The sequence below is a fragment of the Novosphingobium sp. FW305-C-111 genome (assembly GCF_058783565.1).
Genome location: NZ_JBYSYP010000013.1, coordinates 88,887 through 105,456, shown reverse-complemented (window position 1 = coordinate 105,456; position 16,570 = coordinate 88,887). Strand labels below are relative to the sequence as shown.

Sequence of the window (16,570 nt, the reverse complement as noted above, 5' to 3'; positions counted from 1 at the left end):
ATTGGCGTCCCCGCGCAGGCGGGGACGCGGTTTCCTCAGGGCCGGACAACCACCCCCGCCCCCGGATCGCCCTTACCGGCAAGGATCTCCGCGAACGCTGCCTGCGCTGCCGCCAGCCCGGTGCGCTCGTCGATCCGCACGGCATCGCCGACTTCGCCGATGAAGCGCGCCCAACTCGCCGCGATGGCTTCGCCGAACGCCTTCGGGCCCAGTTCGGCGATGGCGGCGACGGCATGGTCGGGGGCGAAGAACAGGGTCGGCGTCGGCCCCGGGATCGGCCCGTTGTCGCGGCCAAAGCCCTCGCCGACGTGCGTCGCACCGACGGTGCAGGAATACTGCAGGTTGTCCCCCAGTGCAGTGTGGACTGCGTGGAGAACCGCCGCATTGCCGGCGAAATCGACGGACACCGACGGCCTTTGCGGCATCCGGCCCACATCGGCATAGGCCAGGACCTCGTCGTAAAATCCCGAGGCGCGGACGAAGTCGACGTTGCCTGGCGAGGTCAGGCCGATCCGCCGGGCCTGGGGCGAGCGGCCGCGCGCGACACTCGCCAGCGCCAGCGCGGTCTTCGACGAGGCCGAGGTGATCACCACCTGCTCCGCACCGAACCAGCCCTCGCGGCGGAACATCGATTCAATCAGGAACCCGGTCTTGAACAGCGGCCCGAAGATCATCCGCTCCGCCTCGCGCGCCGGGTCGTGCTCGGGATCGGCCGCGAGGCGGCTGTACTGGTTGTAGATCGGGCTCATCGGCTGGCGGTGAGTGGCGGTGTCGAGGAACCCGCCCGGCGTAACATTGCCCGGCACCACGTCGAGGTGGCTGGCCATCGGCAGGTAGCCATAGACACGCTCGCCGACCGCAATGTCCGGATGGCGGCTCTCCGTCACCACGGCATGGCCCCACATCGGGACCACGCCCCACTCGCCCTCGCCCGGGAAGAAGTTCCAGTAGCCGAAGGCATCGCCGACCACCGCGTAGGTCACATTGTTGGCGGTGACCGAAAAGCTCTCGATCCGCAGCCGCACCGCGCCCTCCGGCAAAGGCGGGAGATCGGCATCGACGATCCGGGAGCGGGCAAGGTCGCCCCTGGCGATCTGGACGGTCTGCGGCATCGATCTCTCCCGAAAGCAGAAGGGCGCACCCTGCGGCGCGCCCTTGCAATGTTATCGCTTGGTGGAAGGCGCGCCCATCACACCCGCATCGGCATCAGCACATAGAGCGCGGGGCTCTTCTCGTCCTGGCGGATCAGCGTGGGCGCGCCGGCGTCGGCGAGGTGGAGTTCCACCGTGTCGCCCTCGATCTGGCTGAGGATGTCCTTGAGGTAATTGGCGTTGAAGCCGATCTCGAACCCCGGCGCGGTATAGGCGGCGGCCAGTTCCTCGGCCGCGGTGCCGTTGTCCGGGCTGGTGACCGAGAGGGTGACCTTGTCGGTCTCCAGCGCCATCTTGACCGCGCGGGTCTTTTCCGTGGCGATCGTGGCGACGCGGTCCACGCCCTGGAAGAAGCTGCGCGGATCGAGCCTGAGCAGCTTGTCGTTGCCGGTCGGGATCACGCGGCTGTAATCGGGGAAGGTCCCGTCGATCAGCTTGCTGGTCAGCACCACGCCGTGCTCGCCGCCGAGGGTGAAGCGCACCTTGCTCGCCGACAGGTCGACCAGCACGTTGGTGTCGAGCGCTTCCTCGAGCAGCTTGCGCAGTTCGGCGACGCATTTGCGCGGCACGATCACGTCGGGCATCCCCTCGGCCCCGTCGGGGCGCTTGAGGGTGAAGCGGGCGAGGCGATGGCCGTCGGTCGCGGCGGCCTTCAGTTCCTCGTCGGTGACGTGGAGGAAGATGCCGTTGAGATAATACCGCGTCTCTTCGGTCGAGATTGCGAAGCGGGTGCGGTCGATCAGCTGGGCGAGCAGGCTGGCCGGGACCTCGAACGAGGTCGGCAGGTCGCCCTCGACGATCACCGGGAAGTCGTCGCGCGGCAGGGTCGGCAACTGGAAGCGGCTGCGCCCGGCCTTGACCACCATGCGGTTGTCGGCCGTCTCGAAGCTGACCTGGCTGCCGTCGGGCAGCTTGCGGGCGATGTCGAACAGGAGGTGCGCGGAGACGGTGATCGCGCCCGCGCTCTCGACCGAAACCGCCGCCATCGTCTCGACGATCTGGAGGTCGAGGTCGGTCGCCATCAGCCGTACCGAATTGTCGGGCGCGGCCTCGATCAGCACGTTCGAGAGGATCGGAATGGTGTTCCGCCGCTCGACCACCGATTGCACGTGCGAAAGGCAACGCAGCAGGGTGGCGCGTTCGATGGTGGCCTTCATGGTCTTTCGTGTCCCCCCAACGGGCTGTCAGCACGGCCCAGGCGCGGAATCGCGCAAGCGGCCGAAGGTTCGAGCCCAAGTCTTAGCGTTGGCCGTGCCAGCGGCAAGCGCGAAGCCGGCAAAGCGCCGGGAACCTGTGCATAAGCGGGCCGAAAACCCTTACGAGATCATCGCCATGCCGCCGTTCACGTGCAGGGTCTGGCCGGTGATGTAGCCCGCCTCCCTGCTGGCGAGGTAGGCGACCGCGGCGCCGATGTCCTCGCCCTCGCCCATCCGGCCCATCGGGATGCGGGCGTTGAGCGCGTCCTTCTGGGCGTCGGGCAGCACGTCGGTCATCGCGGTGCGGATGAAGCCGGGGGCGACGCAGTTGACGGTGATCCCGCGGGTGGCGAGTTCCTGCCCGAGGCTCTTCGACATCGCGACGAGGCCGCCCTTGGCCGCCGCATAGTTGACCTGCCCCGGGTTGCCGGTCGCGCCGACGACGCTGGTGATGGTGATGATCCTCCCGAAGCGGGCCTTCATCATCGGCTTGGCGCTCGCGCGCATCAGCCGGAATGCCGCTTCGAGGTTCACCCGGATCACCGCGTCCCACTCCTCGTCCTTCATCCGCATGGCGAGGTTGTCGCGGGTGATGCCGGCGTTGTTCACCAGGATGTCGATCTTCCCCAGCGTATCGACCGCGGCGGGGACGAGGTGTTCGACCTGCTCGCTGTTCGAAAGATCGCAGGTGATCTCGACGTGGTCGTGGCCGTAGGTGTCGTTGAGCTCCTCACGGAAGGCGCGGAGCTTGGCCGGGTTGGTCCCCGAAAGCGCCAGCCGCGCGCCCTGGCGGGCCAGCGCATGGCTGATCGCAGACCCGATACCCCCGGCAGCGCCGGTCACGAGGGCGGTCATCCCGGTGAGGTCGAAAAGGCGGTGTTCCATCTTATTCTCCAGAATTTGCTCGCGCAGAGATCGCAGAGGACGCAGAGTTTTCAGTGGCGGCTTCGTAGTTATTGACCAGCCGGCGAATGCCTTCTTTCATCGTGAGGCCGGAAAAATTCAGAAGCAACCCAACGGGCTGCTTCAGGAGCCGCAGATATGTAAGCAACTGCTTGGCATGCAGCTTTGCCAATTGCTCGACCGATTTGATCTCCACCACCAACACACCTTCGACGAGCAAATCCACTCTAAAGGCATTTTCGAGCCGAAGGCCGTCGTACTCGATCGCTACGGGCACCTGCCGCGCCACGGCGAATCCCCGGCGTTCCAAGCTCGCTGCGAGCACCGTCTCGTAAACGCTTTCAAGCAGCCCAGGGCCAAGCTCCCGATGGATCCGAATTGCTTCGCCAACGACGGCGGACGTTAGATCGTTGATATCGATCATACCCCTCTGCGTCCTCTGCGGTCTCAGCGCGAGTCCTATTAGAGCACAGCCGCCAAAGCCTCGATCTCCGCCATGCCCACGACGCTGGTCACTTCGACCTCGCCGGCGGAGCGGGAGATCATCGGGCCGACGACCTTGCCGCCCAGTTCGACGAAGCGCTCCACCCCGGCGGCTTTCATCGCGATCGCGCTTTCGCGCCAGCGGACGCGGCCGGTGACCTGTTCGACGAGCAGGCGGCGGACTTCGGCGGGATCGGTGACGATCGATGCGGTGACGTTGGCGAACAGGGCAACGCGCAGCGGGCCCGGCGGGGTCTTCTCCAGCGCCTCGGCCATCGCGTCCGCCGCGGGGGCCATCAGCGGGCAGTGGAATGGCGCGGAGACGGGGAGCAGCACGCCGCGCTTGATGCCGTGGTCCTTGACCATGGCGATGGCCCGCTCGATTGCCGCCTTGTGGCCCGACAGCACCACCTGCCCCGGGTCGTTGTCGTTGGCGACGGTGCAGACGTCTCCCTCAGCGGCAGCGGCCGCCAGCGCGGTCGCCTTGTCGATGTCGGCGCCGAGCAGCGCGCACATCGCGCCTTCGCCCACCGGCACCGCCGCCTGCATCGACTGCCCGCGCAGCTTGAGCAGCCGGGCCGTGTCGGACAGGCTGAACGCACCCGCGGCGCAGAGCGCGGTGTATTCGCCGAGGCTGTGCCCTGCGACGAAGTCGGCCTTGTCGGCCAGCGCGATCCCGCCTTCCTTCTCGAGCACCCTCAGGACCGCGATGGCATTGGCCATGATCGCCGGCTGGGCATTTTCGGTCAGGGTCAGAAGGTCTTCCGGCCCTTCCTTCATGATCTGGAAGAGCTTCTGGCCGAGCGCGTCGTCGACTTCCTCGAACACCTCGCGCGCGGCGGTACTGGCTTCGGCCAGCTCGACGCCCATGCCGACCTTCTGGCTGCCCTGCCCGGGGAACACGAATGCACGCATGACTAATCTCCTTGTTCAGTCCCCCTCCCGCTCGCGGGAGGGGTCAGGGATGGGCCTGTGTCGGGCTTATGCCCACCCCCGGCCCCTCCGGCGAGCGGGAGGGGAGTTCACCCGCGCCCTAGCGGCGCTCGCGTTCAGCCCGCAAGCCCGAAGGGCACGATCCTGTTGGCGGCGTCATGGCCGATGTCGGCCCCGCGGAAGAACGGGATCCCGGCGCGGCGGCACCAGTGGCGGCCGATCTCTTCCGCCGTCGCCCCGAACGGGCGGTCGTTCTCCGGCACGTCGCCGATCCGGCCGAGCCGCAGGCCGGCGATACCCATGGGCGCGAGATGGCTGGTGACGTGGAACATCAGCCGGTCGACGGCATAGAGATATTCGCTGACCTCCTCGACCAGCACCGTGTGGCCCGACAGGTCCGGCATCAGCGGGGTGCCGCAGAGCATCGCCAGCGTCATCAGGTTGAACGCGGCGGCGGGGCGGTGGTCGAGACCCGGCTCCAGCCCCGAGCGGTCCCCGCACAGCCAGCCGAGCGAGCGCCGCACCGCGTCCTCGCCGCCCTCGCGGCGGATGTCGGCGGGCATCGGCGCATGGACCGGGCGGCCGATCCTCTCGCGGTAGAGCATCGCCAGCATCGTGCCGGCGTCGGAATAGCCGAGGTACTGCTTGCCGCGCGCGACCGGCGAGAGCTTCGCCGCCGCGTCCCCGGCGATCCGCACCGCGCCATAGCCGCCGCGCACGAACCACACCGCGTCGGCCCCCGGATCGTTGGCGCAATCGAGGAACGCAGCGAGCCGCATGTGGTCGGGTCCGGCGAAATGGCCCTCCACGGCGAAGCACTGCTCGTGGAAGTCGAGCCGGACCGAAGGAAACTCCGCCGCCGCCAGCGCGGTGACACGAGCGGCATCCTCGCGGGTGAAGGGTGTGCTGGGGGCGCAGATGGCGATGCGGGGCATGGGGGTGGTCTAATCGGCTCGCCCGGCTCGCCAAGCTTTTTCTGGATTCGCGCGGAGACGCGGAGACGCGGAGGACCTTGCTCTTGCGGCGCAGCCGCTCTCAATCTCAAAGGCAGCGGTCTACCAACCGTTGAAAGCCTGCGGCGCGGCAGTGTTCCGTCACTTCTCCGCGTCTCCGCGCGAGACAATCCTTCTTCGCGCCTTTGCGCGAACCCCTCACCGCCCCGAGGTTGCCTTCAAACGCCCCAGCGCATACCGCTCGCGCGATGACTGGCGACACCCAACTCACCGCTCACCCCTGGTTCTTCTGCGGCATCGGCGGCTCGGGGATGCTGCCGCTGGCGCTGATCCTGCGCGGGATGGGAGCGGAGGTCGCGGGTTCCGACCGCAGCCGTGACCAGGGGCGCACGCCCGAAAAGTTCGCGTGGCTGGAGAGCCTGGGTTTCAAGCTCCACCCGCAGGACGGCAGCGGGATTGCGAGCGCAGACCAGACGCTGGTCGCCTCAGCCGCGGTCGAAGACACCGTGCCCGAAATGGTCCGCGCCCGCGAACTGGGCTGCCCGCGGATGAGCCGGGCGGAGCTGCTCGCGGCGCTGTTCAACCAGAGCGCGTGCGGCATCGCGGTCGGCGGGACCAGTGGCAAGTCGACGGTCACGGGCATGCTCGGCTGGATCATGCACGAGGCGGGCCGCGACCCGACGATCATGAACGGCGCGGTGATGAAGAATTTCCGCTCGCCCGACGCGCCGTTCGCCAGTGCGCGGGTCGGCGGCGGCGATGCGTTCGTATCGGAAGTGGACGAGAGCGACGGCTCGATCGCGCTCTACCGGCCGCGCGTGGCTGTGCTGAACAACGTCAGCCTCGACCACAAGAGCCTCGAGGAACTGCGCGAGCTGTTCGGCAACTTCCTCGCCGAGGCAGAGGTTTGCGCGGTCAACCTCGACGACGCCGAAAGCGCCGCGCTGCTGCCGCGGGCGAAGTCGGCGATGACCTTCGGGATCGAGACGGACGCCGACGTGCGTGCCCTGCCGGAGAGCATCGTCGAAGGCCCGGTCTCGCTGACCGCCACCGTCACCGCCGATGGCGAAGCGCATGCCTTGACGCTCGCCGTCCCCGGCCGCCACAACCTCGCCAACGCGCTCGCCGCGATCGCGGGGGCAAAGGCCGCGGGCGTGCCGGTGGCGCAAAGCGTCGCCGCGCTCGCGACGTTCGCCGGCCTCGCCCGGCGCTTCGACATCGTCGGGACCAGTCCGGCGGGCGTGACCGTGATCGACGATTTCGGCCACAACCCGGAAAAGGTCGCCGCCACGCTCGCCACGCTCAAGGCCCATCCCGGCCGGGTCATCGCGTTTTTCCAGCCGCACGGCTACGGCCCCTTGCGCCAGATGGGCCATGAACTGGCCGAGGTGCTCGCCACGCGGCTCGGCCCGGACGACGTCACCATCCTGTGCGACCCGGTCTATTTCGGCGGCACGGTCGACCGCAGCGAGGGCAGCGAGCGGATCGTAAGGCTGATCGGCGAGCACGGCGGGCGCGCCGAATACCTGCCCGAACGCGCCGCCTGTGCCGACCGGATCGTCGCGCTCGCCCGCCCCGGCGACCGCATCGTGATCATGGGAGCGCGCGACGATACCCTGACGACGTTCGCGGCTGACATCCTCGCGCGGCTGCGCTAATCCTTCGGGCCATGAAGCGCCTCCTGATCCTCGCCGCCCTGCTCGCCGCGCCGGTCCATGCCGCACCACTCGCGTTCGACGGCCCTTACCGCTTCAACACGACCGAGCGCGGGGCGGACCACAACCCGGTCTGCACCGAGATCTGGACCTTTGCCGCACCCGACCGGATGACCGTGAACAGCGGCGAGGAAGTGGTCGAGAGCCGCTTCCGCACCGAAACCGACCGCGACGGCAACTGGCTGGTGACGAGGCGCCTTTCGACCAACAGCGCGCCGGACTGCATGGGAAATCGCGCCAAGGCGCCCGCGGCTGACGAAGGCGAGCGTCGAAGCCTGATCATGCGCTTCAACGACGGCGCCATGCTGGTCTGTCCCGCCCCGACCCATACCGAGGATGGCATCCCTTTCCTGAGCGGTTGCTACGCCTCGCTCAACAAGCTGGACTGACCGGCAAGCGCTTGCCGAAAGGCTTAACGCACGAATCTGCGCTGCCACTGCAAACGCGCTCGCCCCTGAATTTCCGAAGCCTAAAGCCGTTCACGGTCATGGTTACCCCTCAAGCAAGGGAGCATGACGCGATGTGGCTCGATCCTGAAACCGGCAAGACCCACCCCTTCCGCCGCCGCGCCGAGCGGGTCGGCTTCGAGCTGCCGGTGCGGTGCAAGCGCGGGCTTCACCGGACCACGGTCATGCTCAAGGACATGACCACCCACGGCGCACGGATCGAGGGGCTGGAGGGCCTGCACCTCGACGAGCCGGTCACACTGTTCCTTCCCGGCCTGCAGCCGAAGGAGGCCTATGTCGCCTGGTCGGGGGACATGACCGCGGGCCTGGAGTTCGACAGGCCGCTCCATCCGGAGGTGTTCCAGCGGATCGTCGCCGACTTCGCGGTGCGCCGCGCCGAGACCGGCCCGGTGCTGCCCGCCGCCGCCTGACCGCTCAATGCGCGCCTTTGTGGCGGGCGGCGTGGATCACGTGGACCACGCCCGCGACAATCGCGCCAAGCACCAGGCCGACCACCGCCGACAGTGCGACATATGTCAGCCAGCCCAGCACGCCGCCGAGCGGCCCGGTCGCGGCGGCAACGGCATGTTCGATGCCCTTTACGACGTCCTCGGGCCCATGCACGCCCAGCTTGTGCAGGCCGTGGAGGATGATCTGCCCCCCGACCCACAGCATCGCCGCGGTGCCGATCGTGCCGAGCAGGGCCATCACCACCGGCATCGCCTTGACCAGCCCGCGCCCCAGCGACTGGGTCCCTGCTCCGGGCTTCTTGGCAAGGTGCAGGCCGATGTCGTCCATCTTCACGATCAGCGCCACCGCGCCATAGACGCCCACGGTGATCGCGACCGCGACCAGCGCGAGGCTGATCGCGCGCGGAATGAAACCGAGCTGGGCCACCGCGTCGAGCGCGATTGCCATGATCTCGGCCGATAGGATCATGTCGGTGCGGATCGCCCCGCTGATGCGCTCCTGCTCGAAGGTGGCGGCATCGGTGATCCCGCCTTCAAGGGTTTCGCCGATTTCCTCCGCGCCGAACTTCTCGATGATCTTTTCCGCGCCCTCGAAGCACAGGAACAGGCCGCCCGCCATCAGCAGCGGGGTGATCGCCCACGGCAGGAACTGGCTGAGCAGCAGCGCCACGGGGAGGAGGATCAGCAGCTTGTTCTTGAGGCTGCCCTTGGCGATCGCGGCGATCACCGGCAGCTCGCGGTCGGGGGTGAAGTCGGTGACGTAGCTCGGCGTGACCGCGGCGTCGTCGATCACGACGCCCGCCGCCTTGGTCCCGGCCTTGCCGGCGGCGGCCGCGACATCGTCGAGCGAGGCGGCGGCGGCCTTGGCGATGACGGAGACGTCGTCAAGCAGGGCGACGAGACCGGTGGGCACGGGGCGGGATCCTTCGATTGCGGGAAAAACGTAGCGCGGATGTGCGGGAACGCGGCCGTTCGCGCAAGGGGGCGAGTTCGCCACCTTCGCCCTACAACTCGCGTCACCCTGAACTTGTTTCAGGGTCCCGCGTCGTTCTCACCGGGAGCTACGCGGCAAAGGCCAACCGGCGGACCACGCCACGCCTCGGGCTACCGAGGAGTATGCTGGCGGGATGCTGAAACAAGTTCAGCATGAGGGCACGTCCGGCATTCGCCGCTCAGATGCGGGGAAGACCCTCCCCCGCCCGCGCCCCGGCGATGCCGAGCCGCTTCGTTTCGATGCCGGTGAGCAGGCTGTCGGCGATCATCCGCGCCCGCCCGGCCACCAGCGGCACCGCGCCGGGTTCGGCCGACAGTTCGCGCAAGGTGGCGTAGAACAGCTCCAGCCAGTGCGCGAAATGGCGCTCCTCCAGCCCAGGAATGGCAAGGTGCCGGGCCATCGGATTGCCGACGTACTCGCCCGAGGTGTGGAGGATCGAGCGCCAGAACGCCTTCATTCGCGTCAGGTGATGCGGCCAGTCCTCGATCCGTGCCGCGAAGATCGGGCCGAGCAGCGCGTCGTCGCGGATGCGGGCATAGAAGGTCTCGACCAGCCGGTCGACGAACGCCTCGTCCACCCCCAGCGCGACGGCCTCGTCCTTGCGGCGGGCGCGGCTTTCGAGAACTTCGGCGCGGCTGCGTTCGATGTGGGCGGGCATGGGGCGGAGATGGCGCTGGCGGGATGGTATAGCAATGTCTGAGATGCCTGATTTGATTACAGGCCCACCCCTGGCCCCTCCCGCACGCGGGAGGGGGACTGGTCGCGCGGCGAGGCGATGTCGCTCCCTATTCCCCCACTCCCGCTTGCGGGAGGGGCTAGGGGTGGGCCTGCTCAACCCGAGGACTCCCCTTGCATTCCCGCGCCTTTCCGCTATGGGCCACCGCTTCCCCCTCGCCGGGGGAGCTTGAAGAAAGCCGGAGGGGCCCCGCAATCCCGCGGATCAGCCAGCGATCGGTTACAGTGTGAAGGAAACACGCATGCCGTTGTACGAGCATGTCTTCCTGGCGCGCCAGGATCTGAGCCAGGCTCAGGTCGATGCGCTGGCCCAGGCCGCTACCGAGATCGTCGAATCGAACGGTGGCAAAGTTACCAAGACGGAAACCTGGGGCCTGCGTTCGCTCGCCTACAAGATCCAGAAGAACCGTAAGGCGCACTTCGTGCTGCTGAACATCGAAGCCCCCGGTGACGTCGTCGCCGAGCTCGAGCGTCAGACCCAGATCAACGAAGACGTCATCCGCTACATGACCGTCCGCGTCGACGAGCACGAGGGTGGCCCCTCGGTGATGATGCGCAAGAACGACCGCGAGCGCAGCCGCCGCCGCGAACGCGAAGGGGAATAAGAGATGGCCCGTCCGTTTTTCCGCCGCCGCAAGTCGTGCCCGTTCTCGGGCAAGAACGCGCCGAAGATCGACTTCAAGGACGTGCGCCTGCTGCAGGGCTTCATGTCCGAGCGTGGCAAGATCGTGCCTTCGCGCATCACCGCGGTTTCCGCGAAGAAGCAGCGTGAGCTGAGCCAGGCGATCAAGCGCGCCCGGCACATCGGCCTGCTGCCGTACATCGTCAAGTAAGGAGCGCCCACCATGCAGATCATCCTGCTCGAGCGCATCGAGAAGCTGGGCACCATCGGCGACGAAGTCACCGTCAAGGACGGCTACGCCCGCAACTTCCTGCTGCCCGGCAAGAAGGCGCTCCGCGCCAACGCCGCCAACCGCAAGCTGTTCGAGGCCAACCGCGCCAAGATCGAAGCCGACAACGCCGCCCGCCGCGACGTCGCCAGCGCTGAAGCCGGCAACGTCGAGGGCAAGGAAGTCGTCCTCATCCGCGCCTCGTCGAACTCGGGCCAGCTTTATGGTTCGGTTTCGGTGCGCGACATCGTCGACGCGCTGGTCGAACAGGGCGCCAAGGTGACCAAGTCGATGGTCGTCCTCGAACGCCCGATCAAGACCATCGGTGTCTCGACCGTCAAGGTCGCGCTGCACCCGGAAGTGGTCGTGACCGTCAAGGTCAACGTCGCCCGCTCGCCCGACGAAGCCGAACTGCAGTCGCAGGGCGTCGACGTCATGGCCGCGATGTTCGACACCGACACCGGCGGATTCACCGAAGCCTACGATCCCAATGCCGAACCGGGCGAAATCCCGACGGACATGGTCGAAGGCGAGGAAACCGCCGAAGCCTGAGCCTTCGCTCATGCCGAGACTCGAAAGGGGCGCTTCCGCGAGGGAGCGCCCTTTTTGCTGGGCGAGGCGACCGGCCAACTCGGTTCGTCGCGCCGGGACCTTCGCTCCCCGCAGTCGGAAAGGCGCGGCAAAGTCCGTTCATCCAGCGGTCAGTTTCAGCCGAACAGGTGCGTTCGCGGGGCGCACAGTTTCAAAAGGAACACCATGAACCGGACCACTTTCACCACCCGCATGGCGCTGCCGCTGGCCGCGCTCGCGCTGGCCGCACCGGCGGTCGTCTCGGCCCAGCAGGCTGCCTACGACCCGAGCATCACCGTCACCGGCGAGGCGATCCCGGCGCTCGATACGCTGCCCGCCGGCCCCGAACTCAAGGGCGTGCTGACCGCCCGCAGCGGCGACCAGATCAAGGTGACCGCAGCCGACGGTTCGAGCACCGTGGTGTTCGTCACCCCGGCGACGACCGTGAAGTCGACCGGCGGCCTGTTCGGCTCGAGCAAGAAGAAGCTGACCACGGCCGAGCTGCTCAACGGCTTGCCGATCACGGTCAAGACCGCGCAGTGGAGCGGCGGGCTCGTCGCCAACCAGGTGACCTTCAAGGGCAGCGACCTCAAGGTCGCGTCGATGATCCGCAACGGCACCGCCCAGCAGTTCGGCGAGCAGACCGCCGCGACCGAGGCGCTGCGCGGCCGGATGGGCGATATCGACAAGTACAACGTCAAGGCCACCACCAACGTCTACTTCGACACCGGCAAGGCGACGCTGAGCGACCAGGCCAAGGCCGAGCTGTGCAACGCGGCGGCGACCGCCAACTCGACCGACAACGCGCTGCTGCTGGTGGTCGGCTACACCGATTCCACCGGTGACGAGGACTACAACCAGACGCTGAGCGAAAAGCGCGCCGCCAAGGTGATCAACTATCTCCAGCAGGTCTGCCACTGGCAGCCCTACCGCATGCTGACCCCCACCGGCATGGCCGAGGCCGATCCCGCCGCGAGCAACGACACCCCCGACGGCAAGGCGCAGAACCGCCGCGTCGCGGTGAACGTGCTCGTCAGCAAGGCTGTCGACATGCAGTGAGTTGAGGTGCCTCTCCCTTGACGGGAGAGGCGCTGACGCCATCCCATTCCGTCATTGCGAGGGCACGGCCCGAAGCAATCCAGAGCGGCATTGGCCGTGGATTGCTTCGTCGCTGCGTTCCTCGCAATGACGGCCCGGGGGGGACACGACCCTGGGTCCGGCGCGACCGTCCGGCGAGCCTTACGCCGCGATCTCGCCCGCGCTGTCGGCTTCGATGCGCAGGCGGACCGCCTCGGCGGCGTGGCGGGCGCCCAGTTTGCCCATCATCTTCATCCGGTGGATCTCCACCGTGCGCGGGCTGATCGCGAGTTCGCGGGCGATCACCTTGTTGCTGCATCCGGCGGCGAGCCGGTCGAGCACCTCGCGCTCGCGCTGGCTGAGCGTGGCGATGCGCTGGCGGGCGGCGACGGCGCGCTCGCGCTGGCCGCGGTGGACTTCCGCCTCGCGCCGGGCGCGGTCGACGGCCTGGCGCAGCGCATCTTCGGCCAGCGGCAGGACGAGATAGTCGAGCGCGCCGCCCTTGACCGCGCGGACCACCTGCTGGGTCACGGGCTCTTCCGAAAACGCGACCACCGGCAGCCACCTCGCCCGCAGCATCATCTCGTTGACGAGGCCCACCACCCCGCGCCCGTCCGGTTCGTCGTGGGCCAGCACGATGCCGTGGTCCGGGGCATGGCCGAGCAGCTCTTCGCGGTCCGCGTAGATTTCGGCGTGGAACCCCGCCGAGAACGCCAGCCGGGCAATCCGGGCGCGGCGGGCGCTGTCGGTGTCGAGGATGTGGAGGGTGGTGCGTTCGGTGCTCATGCGGCGAGAATGCCACCGGGCTCCGTCGAGGCCAGCGCCAGCACCTCCGAATGGAAGCGATTGGACAAGCGCAAACGTGGTTAAGACTCGATTTACCGCGATAAATTTAGATCGGGTTCCGAGGTATTTTCCCTAAGGGGATGGCTCTCAGGGTAACTACGGTCCTGCGCGAAGTGCGCATCTGCCATTCCAAACCCGCCAAGCTGAACTTGTTTCAGGGTCTCCCCTGATCGCTTCGGAACCGGCGAGGCTCGCGCGATCGGGAGGTTGTGCCAAACCCAGCGCTCCGAAACACAACCGCGAGGAGATGCTGAAACGAGTTCAGCATGACGTTTCCTGTCGAGGGAGTTGGCATGCCTTTGGCAAACTACTCCACCGGCGTTTCGGTCTCCTGATAGAAACTGTAGTCCGGCAGCGAGTGGAACGCCTTCTTCAGCGCCTCGCTCCAGCTCGAACTGATCGCGCGGAAGTAGGGATCGTTGTTGAGGATCCGCCGCTGGTGGAGCGGCTCGAACGTGTCGCGCTCCATCACCACGAGATCGAACGGCAGCCCGACCGACAGGTTCGCCGCCACGGTCGAATCGAACGAGACCATCAGCAGCTTGACCGCGTCCTCGAAGCTCATCGAGCGGTCATAGCCGCGCAGGATGATCGGCCGGCCGTACTTGGTCTCGCCAATCTGGAAGAACGGCGTGTCGAAGCTCGCCTCGATGAAGTTGCCTTCGGGGTAGATCATGAACAGCCGCGGCTCCATCCCCGCAATCTGCCCGGCGACGATCATCGAGGCGGTGAAGCGCGGGCCCGACGAGGACATGCCGCTTTCGGCGTTGCGGCCCTCGATCACGTCGCGCAGGAGGTTGCCGACGACGGTCGCGACCTGGAACATGGTCGGCGCCTCCAGAACCGAAGGGCGGCGGTCGTTGGGCGCCTTGTTGCGCTCCTCCAGCTGGCTGATCACGGCCTGCGTGGTGGCAAGGTTGCCCGCGGTCATGATCGTGATCATCCGCTCGCCCGGCACCGACCAGACGTGCATCTTGCGGAACACCGAGATGTTGTCGACGCCCGAATTGGTTCGGGTGTCGCTCATCATCACGAGCCCCTTGTCGAGGATCATGCCCACGCAATAGGTCATCGGTTCTCCCCTTCCCCTTCCCCTTGCCCTGTGCTGGCCCGACATGTCAGCCGCGCCGAGTCGCCGCAGGTCCCACCGAGGTGATCACCGCGCTACTGTTCCACACGCTGCTGTTCGACGGCAAGGGTGACGTGCATGGTTTCCTCCAGCGCGCCATAGCGGATGCCGGTCACCGGCGCCGCGTCGCGGTAATCGAGCCCGGTGGCAAGGCGGACATAGCGCGAATCCGGGCTGATCCCGTTGGAGATGTCGAAGCCGATCCAGCCCACGCCCTCGACGTGCGCCTCGGCCCAGGCATGGCCGGCGTCCTGCTCGATCCGGTCGTCCATCATCAGGTAGCCCGAGACATAGCGCGCCGGAATGCCGAGCTGGCGGGCGGCGGCGATGAAGACGTGGGCGTGGTCCTGGCAGACCCCGCGCCCCGCGGCGAGCACTGCCTCGGCGCTCGAATTGGGATCGGTGTGGCCGAGCTCATAATCGATCCGTTCACGTACCAGCGTCGACAGGCGGTGCAGTCGGGCGATCGGGTCGCCCTCCCCGCCCAGCGCCGCGCACAGACCCTTCACCCGCGTCCCCGGCGTCGTCAGCTCGGTCGGATCGAGAAAGTGCCACAGCGCGAGATAGCCCGAATGCCGCCCGACCACCCCGGCGTGGTCCGAGGTATCGACCACCCCCTCGCAGCGGATCGTCACCGTGCACGAGCCCGGCGTGAGCGCGATCAGGGTGACGCGGTTGGCGTTGTGATCTTCGTACTCGACCTGCCGGACCGCGCCCTCGAACTCCATGTTCCAGCGCAGGATCTTCTGCCCGGCGCTGACCTTGGGGGTCAGCCGCAGCCGCTGCAGCCCGTGCGCGACAGGGTCGGAGAATTCGTAATGCGTGGTGTGGTCGATCGCGAGACGCATCTCAGAGCCAGATGACGCTAGGTTGCATCGCCGGGATTGCGTCAGGAAGCTTCTCGGCAAGGAGCGTTGCGCAGGCCGGGCTGGTTGCCCGGACAAGCAACGCGACGCTGTCCGAGGGGCTTCCTGACGCAACCGCACGCGGCGGGCCGCTTTTGGCCCATCGCAGCGTCGATCGTCGGTCACTATGCGAGAGCATGGCTCCCTCCTCTCTTCTCGCGCTGAGCCAAAATCGGCTCCGTCACGGCGGTGCAACCTAGCATCATCTGGCTCTAACTACTCCACGAAGCGGTAGTCGCGCTGGACCTGCAGCGCGAGGTTCTGGTTCTGGCGGATGAAGTCGCCGATGTATTCGTGCAGGCCCTGCTCGAAGATTGCGTCGATCGTCAGCGCGTGCATCCGGCTGTCGGCATCGCGCAGGATCTCGTGCGCCGGCATTTCCGACCCGTACTCCCTCGCCAGCGAGGCCAGGTTAGAGCGCAGCTTGGTATAGGAGAACGCCAGGCTCCGCGGGAAGCGCTTGTCGAGGATCATGAACTCGGCGATCCCGCGCGGGTCCATGCGCCCGGCGTTGAGCCAGCGATAGGCCCGCTCGCCCGCGACCGAACGCAGCACGTTGTCCCACTGCACGTTGTCGAGGCTCGACCCGACATAGGACACCGCCGGCAGCAGGACGTAGTACTTCACGTCGAGGATGCGGGCGGTGTTGTCGGCCCGCTCGACGAACTTGCCGATCTGCGCGAAGTTGAAGATCTCGTTGCGCAGCATCGTCCCCATCATCGCCCCGCGCACCTGCGTCGCCTGGCGGCGGATCGCGTCGAGGACGAGACCGAGGCTGGTTTCGCGCACCGGCCGGGTGAGCAGTTCGCACAGCCGCATCCAGTTTTCGTTGACCGCCTCCCACAGCTCGCGGGTGATCCCGGCGCGGACCATGCGGGCGTTGGTACGGGCGAGCTCGCACATGGTCAGGACGTTGCCGGGGTTGTCCTTGTCCCGCAGGATGAAGTTGAACACCTGCGGGCCGTTGTATTCGCGGCCGAACTTGGCCTGGTAGGCGGATTGCAGGCCGAGCGTGACGATGACCGAGCGCCATTCGTCGCTGGCGTCCGCAGCGTCGCGGGTGAGCGCGAGGCGGAAACCCGCATCGACCAGCCGCCCGGTGTTTTCCGCGCGCTCGAGGTAGCGGAACATCCAGAAGATGCCGTTGGCGGAGCGGCCTAGCATGAGGTCTCTC

The 16,570-nt window shown here is 67.4% G+C and carries 19 protein-coding genes; 7 read left to right on the top strand and 12 right to left on the bottom strand.

All coding sequences use genetic code 11. The features are described from left to right. Positions 1-35 precede the first annotated feature (35 nt). The 6 genes from AC3WLD_RS14985 to AC3WLD_RS14960 all read right to left on the bottom strand — a co-directional run bounded on the left by AC3WLD_RS14985 (position 36) and on the right by AC3WLD_RS14960 (position 5,601). Positions 36-1,112, bottom strand: a complete 1,077-nt coding sequence (locus AC3WLD_RS14985) for a DUF2855 family protein (RefSeq protein WP_492557779.1) — start codon at positions 1,110-1,112, stop codon at positions 36-38. Between the two features lie 77 nt (positions 1,113-1,189). After that, positions 1,190-2,308 (bottom strand): DNA polymerase III subunit beta, encoded by a 1,119-nt coding sequence (dnaN, locus tag AC3WLD_RS14980; protein ID WP_492557778.1) that lies wholly within the window; start codon positions 2,306-2,308, stop codon positions 1,190-1,192. 159 nt (positions 2,309-2,467) lie between these two features. Further along, on the bottom strand, positions 2,468-3,232 hold the full coding sequence (gene fabG, locus AC3WLD_RS14975; protein ID WP_492557777.1) for a 3-oxoacyl-[acyl-carrier-protein] reductase: 765 nt from the start codon (positions 3,230-3,232) through the stop codon (positions 2,468-2,470). 1 nt (position 3,233) lies between these two features. Next, positions 3,234-3,674, bottom strand: coding sequence for a GxxExxY protein (locus AC3WLD_RS14970; RefSeq protein WP_492557776.1), 441 nt, complete (start codon positions 3,672-3,674; stop codon positions 3,234-3,236). A gap of 38 nt (positions 3,675-3,712) precedes the next feature. Beyond that, entirely contained in the window at positions 3,713-4,648 is a 936-nt protein-coding gene (fabD, locus tag AC3WLD_RS14965) for an ACP S-malonyltransferase (protein WP_492557775.1), read from the bottom strand. A gap of 134 nt (positions 4,649-4,782) precedes the next feature. Continuing rightward, the gene (locus AC3WLD_RS14960; RefSeq protein WP_492557774.1) at positions 4,783-5,601 is read right to left on the bottom strand and encodes an LD-carboxypeptidase; all 819 of its coding nucleotides are present in this window, start codon (positions 5,599-5,601) and stop codon (positions 4,783-4,785) included. A gap of 266 nt (positions 5,602-5,867) precedes the next feature. Here AC3WLD_RS14960 and AC3WLD_RS14955 point away from each other — a divergent pair, with 266 nt between their 5' ends. The 3 genes from AC3WLD_RS14955 to AC3WLD_RS14945 all read left to right on the top strand — a co-directional run bounded on the left by AC3WLD_RS14955 (position 5,868) and on the right by AC3WLD_RS14945 (position 8,211). Next, positions 5,868-7,277, top strand: coding sequence for a UDP-N-acetylmuramate--L-alanine ligase (locus AC3WLD_RS14955; protein ID WP_492557773.1), 1,410 nt, complete (start codon positions 5,868-5,870; stop codon positions 7,275-7,277). Positions 7,278-7,288: 11 nt separating this feature from the next. Further along, entirely contained in the window at positions 7,289-7,723 is a 435-nt protein-coding gene (locus AC3WLD_RS14950) for a hypothetical protein (protein WP_492557772.1), read from the top strand. A 131-nt stretch (positions 7,724-7,854) separates the two neighbouring features. Next, the gene (locus AC3WLD_RS14945) at positions 7,855-8,211 is read left to right on the top strand and encodes a PilZ domain-containing protein (protein WP_492557771.1); all 357 of its coding nucleotides are present in this window, start codon (positions 7,855-7,857) and stop codon (positions 8,209-8,211) included. 4 nt (positions 8,212-8,215) lie between these two features. On the opposite strand, the gene AC3WLD_RS14940 is transcribed toward AC3WLD_RS14945, so the two are convergent. Together AC3WLD_RS14940 and AC3WLD_RS14935 are read right to left on the bottom strand one after the other, a co-directional pair. Continuing rightward, on the bottom strand, positions 8,216-9,163 hold the full coding sequence (locus tag AC3WLD_RS14940) for a DUF808 domain-containing protein (protein ID WP_492557770.1): 948 nt from the start codon (positions 9,161-9,163) through the stop codon (positions 8,216-8,218). 259 nt (positions 9,164-9,422) lie between these two features. Continuing rightward, the gene (locus AC3WLD_RS14935; RefSeq protein WP_492557769.1) at positions 9,423-9,902 is read right to left on the bottom strand and encodes a group III truncated hemoglobin; all 480 of its coding nucleotides are present in this window, start codon (positions 9,900-9,902) and stop codon (positions 9,423-9,425) included. A gap of 319 nt (positions 9,903-10,221) precedes the next feature. Here AC3WLD_RS14935 and rpsF point away from each other — a divergent pair, with 319 nt between their 5' ends. From rpsF to AC3WLD_RS14915, 4 genes are all read left to right on the top strand, one after another. Beyond that, positions 10,222-10,584 carry a 30S ribosomal protein S6 gene (gene rpsF, locus AC3WLD_RS14930; RefSeq protein ID WP_492557768.1) on the top strand — a complete coding sequence of 121 codons (363 nt, stop codon included), beginning with the start codon at positions 10,222-10,224 and terminating at the stop codon, positions 10,582-10,584. 3 nt (positions 10,585-10,587) lie between these two features. Further along, positions 10,588-10,812 (top strand): 30S ribosomal protein S18, encoded by a 225-nt coding sequence (rpsR, locus tag AC3WLD_RS14925; protein WP_067617428.1) that lies wholly within the window; start codon positions 10,588-10,590, stop codon positions 10,810-10,812. Positions 10,813-10,824: 12 nt separating this feature from the next. Next, positions 10,825-11,421, top strand: a complete 597-nt coding sequence (rplI, locus tag AC3WLD_RS14920; protein WP_492557767.1) for a 50S ribosomal protein L9 — start codon at positions 10,825-10,827, stop codon at positions 11,419-11,421. 204 nt (positions 11,422-11,625) lie between these two features. Further along, complete coding sequence (locus AC3WLD_RS14915; RefSeq protein WP_492557766.1) at positions 11,626-12,498, top strand: OmpA family protein; 873 nt, start codon at positions 11,626-11,628, stop codon at positions 12,496-12,498. Between the two features lie 180 nt (positions 12,499-12,678). Here AC3WLD_RS14915 and AC3WLD_RS14910 read toward each other — a convergent pair whose 3' ends face one another. The 4 genes from AC3WLD_RS14910 to AC3WLD_RS14895 form a co-directional block, all read right to left on the bottom strand. Beyond that, positions 12,679-13,302, bottom strand: a complete 624-nt coding sequence (locus AC3WLD_RS14910) for a response regulator transcription factor (RefSeq protein WP_492557765.1) — start codon at positions 13,300-13,302, stop codon at positions 12,679-12,681. Between the two features lie 367 nt (positions 13,303-13,669). Then, complete coding sequence (locus tag AC3WLD_RS14905; protein ID WP_492557764.1) at positions 13,670-14,434, bottom strand: proteasome-type protease; 765 nt, start codon at positions 14,432-14,434, stop codon at positions 13,670-13,672. 92 nt (positions 14,435-14,526) lie between these two features. Then, positions 14,527-15,339, bottom strand: coding sequence for a transglutaminase family protein (locus tag AC3WLD_RS14900; RefSeq protein WP_492557763.1), 813 nt, complete (start codon positions 15,337-15,339; stop codon positions 14,527-14,529). Positions 15,340-15,612: 273 nt separating this feature from the next. Next, positions 15,613-16,560 carry an alpha-E domain-containing protein gene (locus AC3WLD_RS14895; RefSeq protein ID WP_492557762.1) on the bottom strand — a complete coding sequence of 316 codons (948 nt, stop codon included), beginning with the start codon at positions 16,558-16,560 and terminating at the stop codon, positions 15,613-15,615. Positions 16,561-16,570: the final 10 nt, after the last annotated feature.